The following is a 13,881-nucleotide window of genomic DNA, read 5'->3' as shown; positions in this document are numbered from 1 at the left end:
ATCACTGACCCTCGACTATCGAGAAGCCAAGCGTCACATTGCCGAGGAAGCCAACCGTGTAAGTCTGCTCTTTCCCGTCAAGGAATCCCTCAATCTTGGGCGAACCAAATTCCAAAACCTCGCCACCCGAAACGGTGACTTTCAGCATTGGCGCGAAGGTCAGGACAGTTCCGGCAACAGCGGTGATCTGGTGCAGATAGCGAACGCCATTTTTGACCAGTGAGAAATATTGGCCAACAAACTTAGTGCCGCCTCCCCCACTGTGGTTGAGCGTTCTTCCCGATGCTGCACCAACCACCGTGCCATTCGAATAGGCCGAAAGGTCAACGCCATTCTGGCGAACCTCGCACACAACTTTATCAGACAGGCCACCGTTGAGCGCGGCAAGGATCAAGCCTGCTTGATCAGCGCGCATATCCTGACAAACAACCTTGTAAACCCAACGGTCCCCCAATCGGGCGATACGCTGAGTAGGACCGCCAAGGTAAGGCGTCTGGTCAGTCGCGCTGGTGCGCAAGGTTATATCAGTCGAAAGATACTTCGGAAGCGTTGGGATAGTTATTGCCATCCCATATTTAGCCCAATCATCTCACCAGTCTGTTCATTTGGTTCTGCTGAGACCGCCGCCCGATGATCTTCTGAGACGCTGCAATAGCGCCTGCCTGAGCCTGTTGAATTTCATTACGAACCCAGCCGGTCAACATCGCATCATTGGCATTAACGGTGGTGTGGAAGTTGTTAGTAACTCCACCCGACATGCCGCCGCCCGGTCCCCGCATAGCGTTGCGCAAAAGGTTGTTCGGCAACACTTGCGCGCCACGCGGCAAGTTGACCAATTCCGGCCCCTTTTCACCAACGACAGACAAGCCGCCGCGCCAGCTATCGGTTCCGGCTGCATTCTTCCCGACGCTCACGCCCATTGCAGCCTTACCCAATCCCTTGATGCCGAATGCTGCACCAAGAGCTTCGAAGATCGCAAAGCGAATTGCCATCTGGATCAGTTCAGCAATGATAGACTTAGCCATATCGCTGAACGCTTCCTTCAAGTTGCGTGCACCAGTGATGGCATCAGTCAACCCTTGCGTTAGACTATCGATACCGTTGGTCGCAATGCCACCTAACTGTTCGTTAAGCGAACCGAAGCCTTCCATATGCTCCTGTATTTGCTGCTTGATAGAGCGCGGGTTATCTTCGGCTTGGCGATTGTCCAAGTCGGTGCGTTGGTTCTGTTGACCGGCTGCAAAAGCGCCTTCGGCCTGTGCACGAAGATTCTTGATTACTTCCTCTGTCCAGCCAGCGCGCCTACGGTCTAATTCAAGCTGATCCTGCTGAACCTTGAAAGATGCTGCATCAGCCTGTTGCTGCAACGCCAATGCTTGACGCTCATAGTTATGCCGCTTCACAAGATTGCGCTCATGATTTGCGGCAATCGATAGTGCATCAGCTTGTGCGCGCAAACTTTCATTGCTGACATCGATTCCGGCCTGCACTTGTTCCCGCGCAATAGCGTCAACCTCCAGCTTCCTCTCGGCCTCTTGGTTCGCTACTTTCTGGAGATAAGTTGCCTCAATCTTGCCCTTGATTTCATCGGCCTTCGCGGCCTGAATTGCACCATCCTTGACCTTCTCATCAACTTGGCGCTTCGCTTCATCCCGCTCTTCGGCCAATGCTTCCAAGGCGTAACGGTGACGCTCTTCCGCCGTTTGTGCGGATGCATGAAGCGCCTGATGATATGCTTGCTCAGCTTGACGAATAGCATCGTCTGTCTGATCCTTGGTTCCACCGCCCTTCTTCGGCTTAGTCTTGGTATCAGTTGCCGTAGCAGTGGGAGTATTGGTTACATGAGAGCGGGGATCACTCTTCAAGACTTGCTGTTGCGTCTGGTGAGCGCTGATCGCCGCGTCCCTAGAAGCAGCGGTATCTTTGGCAATCTGACTACCCGCGAGATTCTTCCGGGCCTGTGCGCGCCAATAATCAGGACCATAGCGCTTACCGCCCATGCCACCGACTGCGCCAGCGCCCATGAGCTTCGTGGTCTCATCGTCAACCGCGTCCGAATAAGCGGCTTGGTTCTTCCGATGGACAGAAACCGCGCTAACCAAATCTGTGTTGGCAACCTCAATCGCGGCCTTCTTTGCCTCCAGCGCTAAGCGGCCATAGGCTGTGGTCAGAAGATCAACCTGACCGGTCAGGTTCGCTACATCCGTGAGCGCCTTCTTATGCGCTGCTGACATGGTGTTGGTTTCAGCCGCCACCTTGTCATGCGCCTTCGCCGCCTCCTGCTGTTTGGCAACCAAGGCTTCGGTCGCGTTATGAAGCTCTTCCGCTTCCATCGCCGCTTTGGCCGAAGTCACACCAAGATAGGAGACAGCCGCGCCAATCGCCAAGATCGCCACGCCGATAGGACCACCGAAGAACGCCATGGCGGCTGACAGAGCGCGAGAGGCAACGGTAGCCGTTACCATGCTGGCCGATACGCCATGCACGGCAATGGCTTCCGCCGTCATCGCTACGGTGTTGGCGATGGTTGCGGCGGTATTGCGGATGGTCGCCGCTGCGCTGATCGCCATAGCGGCACCGCCGCGTGTAAGCGCCGGTATGAAGGTCGCGGCATAGAGACCGCCGATCACCACCAGTGACTTCGCCAAGATATCGAGATTATCAGCCAGCATCTTGATACCGGCTGCGATACGCTCAGTTACACCATAGCTGGAGTTTGCCTCACCGATGTATTTCGTGAGCGCGGTGTGAAGGTTCGTCATGGATTGTGCGACAGTCAGAGGAGCTTTCGCGGCCTTCTCTTCCAGCATTGCCGAACCACGAAGGAAGGAATCGAAGAAATCTTTGCTGGCAAGTTTCCCGTCAAGCATGATGGCGCGCAACTTCGAAACAGAGATAGCGCCCTTGTCCCAACCAGCCGCCACAGCTTCTAGAATTGGGCGCGCGCCTTCGTTGATCGAGTTGAATTCTTCCGCCCGAACAACGCCACTAGCTAGCGCCTGAGACATCTGCATCAATGCGCCGGATGCCGAAGCCGCGTCACCACCTTGAACGCGAAGCGCTGCTGTCACACCATTGGTGAACTGAAGCATCTGCTGTTGTGAAGCGCCAAGCTCCCCCGCCGACTGTGCAACGCGAGAATAAAGCTGGCCCAGCGGTTCAAGAGCCACACCATTCTTCACAGCACTGGCGTAAAGTGCATCTTGAACTATTTTCAGGTTCGATCCCGAAACACCGGCAACTTTCAGACTATTTGAAAAGCGCGTCCAAGTTTCGGCTGCTGCCAACGCTTCCTTGCCAGCGAACATGCCAGCAATCATGGTAGCGTAGGTTTTGAGCATCGGCCCCATGTTGGAAAGCTGACGCTCTACCCCTTTCCCGATATTCGCATTCTGCCAAGCTGCGGCTGACTGTTGCGCCGCCCTTTGGTGCGCCTGCGCCATATTCTGCGCCGACTTTGCATTTAACCTTTGGAGTTTCGCCAACTCTCTTTCGAGGTCGCGCATGTTGGCGCTAAAGCGCATTTCAAGAGCATTGTTCTTACCGGACATGCTCATATTTAGCTAAATGGGGAGAGCTACCCGCCCTCCCCTTAGTCATGCTCTATTAAGCGCCATAGCGCTCTACAGCAGCGTAGAAGTCTGCATCAGATGGTGCCGATGCACCTTCCTCTTCCGCTGCACCGTTGGCCTGTCTCCAGCCATCAATCGTCATGTTGAATTCCCACAACGACATTTCTTTAATGTCACGGGGAGTGAAGCCTAGAGTTCCGCCCCATCCGTAGAATCTACCCCAAGCGACCAATCCTCTTGGATCATCGTCGGGGTCATGGCTTCCCCCGGTAGGGGTTCATCCTCAACACCGGAAATTGCCGCATAAAGGAGATTGCCCGCTATACCGACATAATCACCGAAGTAGCCGGGAACGACATAGTTATCGACCAGCTTGCGCGCTTCCTCATGCTTCATTCCGCCACCAATCAGGCCAAGCCGGATTGTTTCAATGATGTCGTGAATGAAATACTCTCCGGAGAAAATGCGGGTAGCCAATACCATTGGCCCCACGCCGGTCTTCTCTTGCAGAATGACCAACTCGCCAATCCGAAGGCAAAGGTCATAAGAACCTTCGCCAACGAACTGTTGTTCAAGAATTGCCGAACGGCTGCGCATTAGACAGTAGCCGTGACAGTGATCTTGTCAGCCTGTTCAAGCGTGATCTGCGCTTCAACCAAGCTCATGCGCTCGCCCGAAACCTGAAACTGAGTCAGGAGGAAGGGACCGGTGAAGGTAGCATTACCAGCGATGACCTTCACGTTCTTGGCTTCGCCCGAAAGCAGCCAATCAGAGTAGGTCTTTACATCGGTGGATTGCAGAACACCGTTGCCATCAACCTTGATGTTGGTGGCCTTAACAGCGGCAACGGTCGTAGCGGGAAGCGACTGATCAGCAAGGTCAACCAACTCACCGGATTCGGTCGTGGCGGTGAGCGTAACACCGCGTGTGGTGTTGATCTGTGCGGTGTGCGTGAAGACTTCCGGGTCAGCACCATTACCGATCTGCACGGTGATCTGATGACCGCGAATTGCATTAACATTAGACATGAGAAAAATACTCCATATGGGTTGTGGAGTATTTAGCCAACGGGACTATTAGACCGGCTGTAGCACATATTCAAATTCGGCCATCATGTGCGCAGTGATCCCATCACTTTCCGAAATTTGCACCGTCTGAATGAAGTGACTTTCTAGAGTTTCAAAATCTTCAACTTCGATATCTTGACCAAGAGCGCCAACTATCGCGGCCATCAGGAGCTTTACCTTTGGCAAGCTTTCCGCCAAGACATGAACATGGATGGTGCAGAAGAAGAAATCTCCCACAGAGTCATCTTGTTCAATGATATCGTCACCGATCTTCACATATGGAAGCGGCTGGCTTTGTGGCACGGTGTGGAAGACAATCTGACCAACGGTATTGGCCAAAATCTCATAGACTGCTTTTTGAAGATTGTAGGAAGGGTATTGCATCAGATGCCCAACGCCTCCCGCAACAGTTTACGGATAGTGCGAGCCAGAGCGCGCCGATGTTTCCGATGAGCAATCTTCTTAGCTGGCGTCCAGAACTTCTTACCCTCAACCCACTTGCCGTTGAGGGTGTGGCCAAATTCCAAAGCCGCACCATAAGGCAACTGATCGTTACCAATCGAGACGACTTTTTCAGCAGTAGCCGCGTCACCGTCATAGCGCTGAATGGTGTCAACGATATGCGGCGCTTCATCCGACTTAGGAGCATTGCGCCGTATGGTTTGCTCAAACTGGCGCGCAGATTTCTCATTCTGCTGTTCAATAGCCGAGTGCATTTTTCGCGAGAGATTGCGAATGTCGTTGTTGAACTGCTTCAAGTCCATATTCATGGACCACATAGGATTAGCCAACGCTCACCTCCCCAGCTTGTGCCAGTATCAGGAGGAAGCTTTTGCGCCCCTCTTCAAGCGAACTAATCCACTTGATGTTGTAAGTAGTGCCAGTGCGCGCATTGACCGCGATATCTGCGCTGGTGATCGTCTGAGTGTCAGCACAGAGGCGAACCGTAATCTCAAATGGCTGATGACCGTTTAGGCGTTGTGCATTGACCGCTTCACCACCGCGTGTGGCGGTAATCCTTGCCGGGATGTTGGTCAAAACATCATCCCACTGGCTGCGGAAACCGCCCATACCATCGCTGATTTGGCTCTTGCGGCGGATCGTGAGCAAATCACGAAGCTGGCCAGCGCCGGGAGCGGCCCACGCCATTAAGCGTCACCCTCTTGGTCATCACCCTCTTGGCTATCGTCTTGATCAACCTCTTCATCTTCACCGATGAATTTGGGTTCTGACCGTAGGCGTTCGATAAACTCAGTCTGCTTGGCATCATGAGCTAGGGGATAGTCTGCAAATTCAGCGAGTGTGGCAGCGCCAGCGAATGTGGCGCGCGCAAAACACTCTTCCTCAACCTCAACAATAGAGCCTGCCTTATAGGCGATAGTCACATAAGGCTGATGCGATGGCCGATAGTCATAGTCGGTGATGAACTGAATTTTCCTCATATGGTATTTAGCTACGGTAGCGATCCAAGATGGTCTTGACCGCCTGTAGATCGCTCAGTGCCAGCGTAGTGGTTGATTCACGATTGGCGTAAAGAGTGCCAACCAGCATCCGAATTACATGGCGTAGATCAGCCGGAACATCGTCGCCGCTATCGCCAAAGCCAGCGGTGAAGTTGACCTTCACACAACCGGGACGGGTGCCACATCGCGGGATATTGACGAATATCTTTGCGGGGTTTTGATCCAAATCGACAGTGTAGGATTCAGGATCGATAGTCTGACCTTCAAAGGTCACGCTATCGACGGATTGAACAGGACCAAGCGGAAGAGTGATGACGCGAGAAAGGTTGTCCAGAGACATGCGCCAAGATTGCGTCAACAGTGCAACGCCAATGCCGTTAGGACCGTCAAGGGATTCCGTCGCCACATCGATCAACACAGAGAGAAAGGTATCTTCATCACTGTGCGCGATGGCTAAGTGTTGCTTGACATCATCAAGGGTTACAACCGGTTCGGTTGGTGCGGTGGTGCGGGAAAGTTTTGTCCAGTTCATAGGACTATTTAGGAAAAAGGCGGGAGAATGATCCCCCGCCTCTCTTCTCATTCAGGCTTCACAGCCTTCTTTGTCGTTTTGGACAAAGGAGCGGTTGCCCGCTCTTCTGTCTCTACCGGTTCGGCAAAGCCAGCGGCAATCAGTCTCACCGCTTCATCGCCTTCCACGATATGGCCAGCATCCACAGAGGGATTACCGGCCATCGATACCAAAAGGCGAGCTTTCATTAGGCCTGAACCAGATACTTGATAGCCGTGCCATCCATGACCTTCGAGTCAGTGCGATAGAAGGCAACGAAAGCAACCTGATCCGTATCAGCGAAACGCTCATCGAGACGGCGAACGATAACATCCTTGACCTTACGGATGGTGAACTTCGAGAAGTCACCAAACAGGACAGTCTTGTTACCAGTCGCGATGTTCGCCATGGCAGTGTTGACGAAATAGCGCTTGCCATTGATCATCGGTGCCAGAGTGCCGTTAGCAGGCGTCCAGACATAATCACCAGTGACGGCATTCTTCAGCTTACGAAGCGCAAGCAGAGTGCTGTCATTGAACATGTAAGCGGCCTGATCGCGGTAAGCGGGGTCAACCGAATGCTCAAGGTTGATCAGTTCGTCATAGGCGATGAGCGAAGCCGAAGCAGCAGTAACGCCAGCGGTAGCGCCGGTAACAACACCCTGCGGCTGAGCCGAGCCGGTGCCCGTGGTGTAAGCGATGTTGATCGCACGACCGATGCGTTCACCAGCGGCGGAAGCAACCTCTTCAACAATGTTGATGGCGCTGTCTTCCAGAAGCTCGCGCGATACCTTGAACAAGCCAGAGGTATATTTGTAAGCACCAAGGGTAAGCTGCGTGAAGGCCAGAGCGGTATCAGAAACCGTAGCGGCTTCACCGATCAGCGAGCCAACATTGCTGGTGTCGTCGAGCTTGGCGAAAGTCAGCGGGTTGCCCTGCGAAGTGACCAACAGCTTAGCCGGTCCACCTTCGTTGAGCGGACCAAAACGCTTCACAACCTTCACGAGATTGGAATCGAAATCGGTCGAAACGGTGAAACCACCTTCTGAGCCGGTGCCGACCGTCTGAGCGCGAAGTTCAGAGGTGACAAGGCCGCTGCGCAGATAGTTGGCGAAATCAGCCGCGCGCTGTTCATCGGCGCTGGCCGAAGCGCGAGCTTCAACTTCAACGGTTTCCGAAGCGATGTTGGTATCGATAGCCGACCACGAAGCGGAACGCTTGTCAGCCTCTTCCAGCTTGTCAGCGCGAGCGGCGAAGGCGTCGGAATCAACCATCATGCGGTCAAATTCGGCTTCCTTGTCGGAACGATTTTCAGCCGTGATAGTATCGAGAAGTGCGCGAGCCTGATTGGCAATTTCCATCGACTTCGCACGAAGTTCTTTGTAGTTCATTTTGAGAATTCTCCAAACAAAAGTGTTCGGAGGTATTTAGTTTCGTGCGCAGTATTAGCGGCCCGCGCGAAGCCTAGCCGCCAATACTCTCTTCAACATTTCAGTTGTATCTTGCCGATATTCAGGAGTTGCTTCTATCTGTTCATCCTTGAATGCTTCAAGGCTGCGCAAAGCCGCTTCTGTTTCAGGATATGCGGGATTGATCACAAAGCTGACTTCGGAAAGGTCGAGGTCAGAAACAGTGCGGATATATCCACCGTCTGGCGTCTCTTCCCACTTCTGTTCCCGCACCGCGAAGCCGAAGCTCATTTGAAGATCGCCGTCTTCCAAAGCCGAAAGCTGCGCCGGGGTGAAGCGTGTCACGTCAAGATCGAAGACAAGGCCGCGCTCATCTTCCGACAGGATCAGCTTGCCCGATGCGGTAGAGCCGAGCGGGATCGAAGTATCATGCGCCCAAAGCGCATAGATATTCCGGGTGCCCGCCTGTGCTTCCGACAGAGAGCGGGTGAAAGCGCCGGGAGCCAAGCGTTCGATGAAGCCGCCCAAGTCGTGGCTGTCACTGTTGAAGACAGCCGCATAGCCGCTGGCGCGTCCAGCTTGATCATTCTCATTCTTCGCCCGAACCTCGACAGCGGTCAGGACATAGTTACGGGTTTCAAGCGTCATTGTTTGTGTCTCCAAGAGTTGGTTGGTCTTTCAGGCGAACGGTTGCGCCCTGAATCATGAGATCATCACCGCCTTCTTTGGGCGGACGGTTATCGAGAGCGCGCGCTTCGTTTGGCGTGACAAGTCCAGTCTGAACCGCGCTCGCAAGGCCGCTCATGCGGGACAGGAAGTCACCACGCTGGAGACCATCAATATCGAATTCGACATATGAGGAAGTGTTGCGCTTGCCGAAAAGCTTGGCGTTCATTTCTTGCTCGATCAGTTCGAGCAAAGGCACGATAGTATGCTGAGCAAAGTTCAAATTCTGCTGTTCAACATTCGAGTAAGTTCCGGTTGTCAAATCATGCAACATGGCGGGAGCGATGTTGAAAATCCGGGAGGCTTCACCAATCTGGAATTGGCGCAATTCCAATAGCTGCTGTTCAGCCGGATTGAGGCCGATCTTGCTGAGCTTGTGGCCATTCGGAACCGGCACGATCTTGCGCTTACGGTCGCGCCCAATGCTGATTGCACTCTCTAGCTGTTCGGTTGCGCGCTCCTGTGCCTGTGGCGACAGCGGCGGACCCTCTAGGATCATCGGCGGAACACCACCGTTTGAAAGCAATGTTGCGCTATACTTCTGCGCGGCGATCATCAGCGCGATTGCGTCACGGTTCTGGATGATCGGGGAATAGCAGCCGAGACCATCCGCCTTCGGCATCAGCACAAAATCTAGAATTTGGGATTGATCGTAAGTGATCGATCCAACTTTGTAAGACCGCTGCAACTGACCATCTTGGATCGCCTGCTTGATCGTCACGCTATCCTTGGCCAGAGGGATCAATGAGGCTGTGCGGCCTGCTTTGTCTGTGGCGATCAAAACCAGTGCGCGACCTTCTGCGAAAAGCTGACTGACAAGCCATTTGCGGAAGACATAGCTGGTATGCACGTTGTTCGGACGGTCATGGACGATCTTGTAAAGAGGGTCTTGGTATGCGCGGCTTACCGCTCCATTCGCATCAGTCTTGAAAAGATGAAGCGGAAGGTGCGCGATGGTGCCCGCAATCGTATTGACAGCAGCCCAAATAGCCGGAACGGTCAACGCTTTCTCGAAGGTGACACTTTCGCCCGTGATTGTCTGATTGGTGAACCCGAAAACATCCCAACCTTCCGCACTAGCGAGCGAAACAGTTGGATTCTCCAATGAGCGCTGTTCGGCTCCACCTGTGAACATATTGAATAGCATGTAGCTATTTAGTTACGGGCGGCTGTTGCCTGATTAGTGCCTGATGGAGCGGGATCAGAGTAGGTTCAGAAGGTTATAGTTCGGGTCTTCCCATGGGCTGATTGGTTGCGGTTCAGCCAAGTCAACAGCCCTAAAACCCATTGCCATAGCGAGCGCTACAGCGCCATCGATGCGGAACCTTGCCTTGGATTTGTCAAACTTTCGATTACCCGCTTCATCCATTTTCACCAGCGCGTTCATAACGCACCAAGTCAACAGCGGATGACCATCATGTTTCAGTTCATTGTCGAGAACGGCGCGCTCAAAGGCTGACACAGCCGGTTCCATGCTGGCCGTGCCCTGTCCCCATGGTTTGAGGCAAAGACCGTCCCCCTGCCCTTCCTGTGCCATGAAGCCCTCATCATTGAAGAAGCGGAGCATTTCGGCTGTTTTCCAGCGGTCATAGGCCAGCCCGCGAACATCATATTGCTGACAAAGCTCAATCACCTTCTGCGCCACCAGACGCGGGTTGATGGTGCGTCCGGGTGAAGTGCATAGCCGCCCATCACCTGCGTAAAGATCATAGCGAACGCCATCAGCTTTGGTGTGTTCAGCAATCAAACCTTCGGGTTTCCAGAACCACGCCTTCACCCGTGAGCCATCATTGGCCGAAACCGCAACCAATGCGGTCAAGTCGGTGGTGGAAGACAAGTCTAAGCCGAGATAGATAGGCTCTTTCGGCGCATAACTGACTTCGCCTTGTGCCGCCCTCCAATCCGCCTGCTTGATCAACGAAGAGTGAAGCGATACGCGCTGGTTGAGATAGAGAAGGCGAAACTCTTGCTCTTCGGAGGGCAATCGAGCCGCACGAAGCGCCATCGCTTTGAACTCATCGTAATCGCGGAAATCGCCAAGGCCGGGGTTGGCCTTATACCACTGCGCTTCATCTAATAGGTCACAATCATCATCAGCACAGTGAAGATGGCAAACTACTGTCTCATCGATCTTGTTACCATCTTCGTCCACCTTCAATGCGTCATCAATCATTTCAGATAGCGGGTGTTTCGGGTCATTGTTCTGCGTAGAAATCGTGAGGAAGAGCGGCTGACTTCTCGCACCTTGGCTGGTGAGAAGAGTTGAGAGAAGTTCGCGATCACGCGACTGTGCAAGTTCATCATAAACAACGAAGGAAGCATTGAGGCCATGCTTAGTTTTTGCATCGGCTGAGAGCGCCTTAAACTTTGACCCCTTAGCCCTGATTTTTGAAGTATTGACGAACATTGTTTTAGTGGATTGAACGATGGTGATATGCTGCTGTAGAGCCGGTGTTTCTTCCACCATTCGCCGCACAGCGTTGAAGACGATTGACGCCTGTTCGCGGTCATTTGCTGCACTATAAATTTCGCCATTAAGTTCTGATTCCGGCCCTATAAAATGAACCAATATCAGTGCGGCGGCTAACTCAGTCTTGCCCAACTTTCTTGGAAGGCTAAACACAGCCCGGCGAACAAGCCGCCTACCATCTTCGGCTTGTGGTTCGTAAACATCCCTGATGAAAGCTTGCTGCCATGGGCGAAGTATGAATGGCTTTCCCGCATCCTTACCGATGGTGATTTTGAGCTTCTGAATGAAATCGATGACGCGCTGCGCGCGTTGAGTGTCACGCAGCATCGGGGAAATTCAACACCGCGAATGCACCGAAGGCGACCTTGGCCGCTTCATCGTAAGCCCGTGCCGCCGCCTCTTCCGAAGCGAAATGCTTTGCCAGAATGTGCTTTTGATTTTGTTTTAGCTGCGCATACCAACCCGCCCTGTGCCAACTAACCCCGCGATATTGAGAGGTTTGGCCGTAATTCTTTCGGTTGGATGAGTTTTGAGATTTCGTGGCTTTGCGAAGGTTCGCAATCCGGTTATCTGTTGAAATGCCGTTTATATGATCGATGTCGAGGGATGGCCATTCACCGTAATGGAGAAGCCATGCAATTCGGTGAGACAGATAATCGCGGGTGCCGAGATGGACGCGGCGGTAGGTCTTCACCGTCTTTCGTTCGCGGCCAACGCGAATGGTCATGAATGAACCGGCTGGCGTCCCCGCATATCGGGTGTTCCATCGCCGCCAACTGGCTTCGCCACAATCAGCGGCTTTTGGTTTCCAGATTAGCAAACCATCTTTGGGATTATATTCAAGCCGAGAGGCTACATATTCATAAGTAAGATCGTCTTTTGATTTCTTCATCCTTTATTTAGTTTCGCGCGTAAACGGGAAACTAATTTAGGAAGTCACCAAAACCATCATCGTTGTTTGAACTGTCTTTATCACTGTGGATGTGCTGGCGCGAAACAGGATCAAGGCCAAGCTTTGCGCCTATGGTGACAATCAGTCGCGCTGCGTCCGCTTGCTCACGATACCAAGGATTGACCTTCACCTGACCGGTTGAACCAGTCACTTCCGCATCGCCTTTTATGATTGCTTTCGTGGCGGCTTCATGCCGCGCTACGGCTTCACAATATGCGCCAAGTAGGTGACTATCAGCAGCAGTAAACACACCGGGAGGCATGGAAACAACTACCTTATCCCATATCTTCTTTGCCGATGCCGTCATGACAGCCGGTTTCACCGGCCCCCCGAATGGCTTTGGTTCTTTTTTGTTGAGCGCTCGCTTTCCTGCGTTTCCGCCTAACTCTTTCAGCGCTGTTGGTTTGGCTAATCTACCCATTCACCTATTTAGCGAATGGGCTGTGAGTTAGAGATTGGTGAGCCGGTGATGCCACTCACCCGCCGACTGTGGACGCTCAAAATCGATGGTGATCTTCTCACCACCTTTCAGCATGAGAATAAAGCGGGGAGCATCCTTCACAGTGATGGTCTCTTGTCGCTCCATCCCGTGATATTCAACAATGGTCTTGCCGCCCAAGCCACTTGCTGCACCAGCGACAGCGCCAACCGGCCCTAACAGGACTGCGCCAACCAGAGTGCGAGCTACCGGGGAGCGGTTCTGTTTCACTGCCACAGGCACCTTGTCAGTGCGGGTGACGGTCTCTTGATGCTCCGGTATGACCACTTCTGCTGTGGCCATGTTACTGATGTCTATCTTCTCATCCTTTGAGAGAAGGTAGCGCTCTGCGGTTTCGAAATAGCGGGCGATGCGGATTGAACTTCTATCTTTCGCTATAGCTATGACGCAATTGTAACGGCCAACCTTCGCCTTGGTCGCTTCTTCCCAATCATCGAAATGGATTGCAAGAAAGGTGTTGTATTTGCGGAGCGAACTAATTTCCATGGCAGTTGACCGAACTATTACTGATGCGAAACAATACCAAACATCATTGTTGGGAAGCAATATCTAAAAATAAGCTGAAATTTCGCGGTGGTGCGCGTGTGACTGGAGGCGCGGTGATAGGCCGAGAGCAAGGTAGCCTTTGAAATACCCCCTCCCGGCCATGCGTCGTCATCAGTCCCGATGTATTTAGCTTCGTGCGCCGGGGTCGCGGCCGACTTTCTTCATATCGGTCACTTTTTCCGGTTCACCGGGTGGTTCGGGTCGAGCGGGTAGCCGTCAAGATCGGATGCACAATCATAGCCGCCGCGTTCCTTCCGCGCCTTGCTGTTATCATGGCAGGGGGCGCACAGCGCTTGAAGCTCACCGAACCAGAACAATTCATAATCGCCGCGATGCGGAACAACATGGTCAGCTACCGTTGCGGCGGTGGTCAAGCCTTGTGCCAGACAGAAGACGCACAATGGTTCTGCGAACAGCAATGCCTTGCGCTTCTCCTTCCATTCTCTTGTCCAATACCACTTGCGATATTCAGCAGCGGCCTTGCTGCGCTGATCAGTCATGCCAGCGGCTTGCCACCGGGGAGACCGGGAAGGATAGCCACGGGTATAGCGCGACGATCTGGGTGAGAGGTCAGCGACTATCAGGATGAGAACAGATTGTCGCGGCGGGTTCATGGTGCCGGGTTAGA

Annotated in this window: 18 protein-coding genes; all 18 read right to left on the bottom strand. The window is 53.2% G+C overall.

All coding sequences use genetic code 11. The features are described 5' to 3' along the window. Position 1 precedes the first annotated feature (1 nt). Positions 2-568, bottom strand: a complete 567-nt coding sequence (locus tag K7W03_RS20415; protein WP_222887187.1) for a hypothetical protein — start codon at positions 566-568, stop codon at positions 2-4. Positions 569-584: 16 nt separating this feature from the next. Beyond that, positions 585-3,551: a tape measure protein gene (locus K7W03_RS20410; protein ID WP_222887186.1), complete on the bottom strand. Its 2,967-nt coding sequence runs from the start codon at positions 3,549-3,551 to the stop codon at positions 585-587. Positions 3,552-3,761: 210 nt separating this feature from the next. Beyond that, the gene (locus K7W03_RS20405; protein ID WP_222887185.1) at positions 3,762-4,169 is read right to left on the bottom strand and encodes a gene transfer agent family protein; all 408 of its coding nucleotides are present in this window, start codon (positions 4,167-4,169) and stop codon (positions 3,762-3,764) included. Further along, a complete protein-coding gene (locus tag K7W03_RS20400; RefSeq protein WP_222887184.1) occupies positions 4,169-4,600 on the bottom strand; it encodes a phage tail tube protein in 432 nt (143 codons plus the stop codon). The genes K7W03_RS20405 and K7W03_RS20400 overlap by 1 nt, the downstream gene beginning before the upstream one ends. A 48-nt stretch (positions 4,601-4,648) precedes the next feature. After that, on the bottom strand, positions 4,649-5,023 hold the full coding sequence (locus K7W03_RS20395) for a DUF3168 domain-containing protein (RefSeq protein ID WP_222887183.1): 375 nt from the start codon (positions 5,021-5,023) through the stop codon (positions 4,649-4,651). Next, positions 5,023-5,397 (bottom strand): hypothetical protein, encoded by a 375-nt coding sequence (locus tag K7W03_RS20390; RefSeq protein ID WP_222887182.1) that lies wholly within the window; start codon positions 5,395-5,397, stop codon positions 5,023-5,025. The genes K7W03_RS20395 and K7W03_RS20390 overlap by 1 nt, the downstream gene beginning before the upstream one ends. A 25-nt stretch (positions 5,398-5,422) precedes the next feature. Next, entirely contained in the window at positions 5,423-5,788 is a 366-nt protein-coding gene (locus K7W03_RS20385; protein ID WP_222887181.1) for a head-tail adaptor protein, read from the bottom strand. Next, positions 5,788-6,081, bottom strand: coding sequence for a hypothetical protein (locus tag K7W03_RS20380; RefSeq protein ID WP_222887180.1), 294 nt, complete (start codon positions 6,079-6,081; stop codon positions 5,788-5,790). Before K7W03_RS20380 ends, K7W03_RS20385 begins: the two co-directional genes overlap by 1 nt. A 7-nt stretch (positions 6,082-6,088) precedes the next feature. Then, positions 6,089-6,685, bottom strand: coding sequence for a head-tail connector protein (locus K7W03_RS20375; protein ID WP_222887179.1), 597 nt, complete (start codon positions 6,683-6,685; stop codon positions 6,089-6,091). Next, positions 6,682-6,861 carry a hypothetical protein gene (locus tag K7W03_RS20370; protein WP_222887178.1) on the bottom strand — a complete coding sequence of 60 codons (180 nt, stop codon included), beginning with the start codon at positions 6,859-6,861 and terminating at the stop codon, positions 6,682-6,684. The genes K7W03_RS20375 and K7W03_RS20370 overlap by 4 nt, the downstream gene beginning before the upstream one ends. Then, complete coding sequence (locus tag K7W03_RS20365; RefSeq protein WP_222887177.1) at positions 6,861-8,042, bottom strand: phage major capsid protein; 1,182 nt, start codon at positions 8,040-8,042, stop codon at positions 6,861-6,863. Before K7W03_RS20365 ends, K7W03_RS20370 begins: the two co-directional genes overlap by 1 nt. A 54-nt stretch (positions 8,043-8,096) precedes the next feature. Next, entirely contained in the window at positions 8,097-8,708 is a 612-nt protein-coding gene (locus K7W03_RS20360; protein WP_222887176.1) for an HK97 family phage prohead protease, read from the bottom strand. Next, positions 8,698-9,921: a phage portal protein gene (locus K7W03_RS20355; protein ID WP_222887175.1), complete on the bottom strand. Its 1,224-nt coding sequence runs from the start codon at positions 9,919-9,921 to the stop codon at positions 8,698-8,700. Before K7W03_RS20355 ends, K7W03_RS20360 begins: the two co-directional genes overlap by 11 nt. A gap of 66 nt (positions 9,922-9,987) precedes the next feature. Next, positions 9,988-11,583: a terminase large subunit gene (locus K7W03_RS20350; protein WP_222887174.1), complete on the bottom strand. Its 1,596-nt coding sequence runs from the start codon at positions 11,581-11,583 to the stop codon at positions 9,988-9,990. Beyond that, positions 11,573-12,148, bottom strand: a complete 576-nt coding sequence (locus tag K7W03_RS20345) for an HNH endonuclease signature motif containing protein (RefSeq protein ID WP_222887173.1) — start codon at positions 12,146-12,148, stop codon at positions 11,573-11,575. The genes K7W03_RS20350 and K7W03_RS20345 overlap by 11 nt, the downstream gene beginning before the upstream one ends. A 31-nt stretch (positions 12,149-12,179) precedes the next feature. Further along, positions 12,180-12,629: a phage terminase small subunit P27 family gene (locus K7W03_RS20340; protein ID WP_222887172.1), complete on the bottom strand. Its 450-nt coding sequence runs from the start codon at positions 12,627-12,629 to the stop codon at positions 12,180-12,182. Between the two features lie 27 nt (positions 12,630-12,656). After that, on the bottom strand, positions 12,657-13,193 hold the full coding sequence (locus tag K7W03_RS20335; RefSeq protein ID WP_222887171.1) for a hypothetical protein: 537 nt from the start codon (positions 13,191-13,193) through the stop codon (positions 12,657-12,659). A 230-nt stretch (positions 13,194-13,423) separates the two neighbouring features. Beyond that, the gene (locus K7W03_RS20330) at positions 13,424-13,753 is read right to left on the bottom strand and encodes an HNH endonuclease (protein ID WP_222887170.1); all 330 of its coding nucleotides are present in this window, start codon (positions 13,751-13,753) and stop codon (positions 13,424-13,426) included. Positions 13,754-13,881 lie beyond the last annotated feature (128 nt).

Source organism: Sphingobium sp. PNB (assembly GCF_019873065.1).
Classification (GTDB): domain Bacteria; phylum Pseudomonadota; class Alphaproteobacteria; order Sphingomonadales; family Sphingomonadaceae; genus Sphingobium; species Sphingobium fuliginis.
This window is presented reverse-complemented; position numbering and strand designations above follow the sequence as displayed.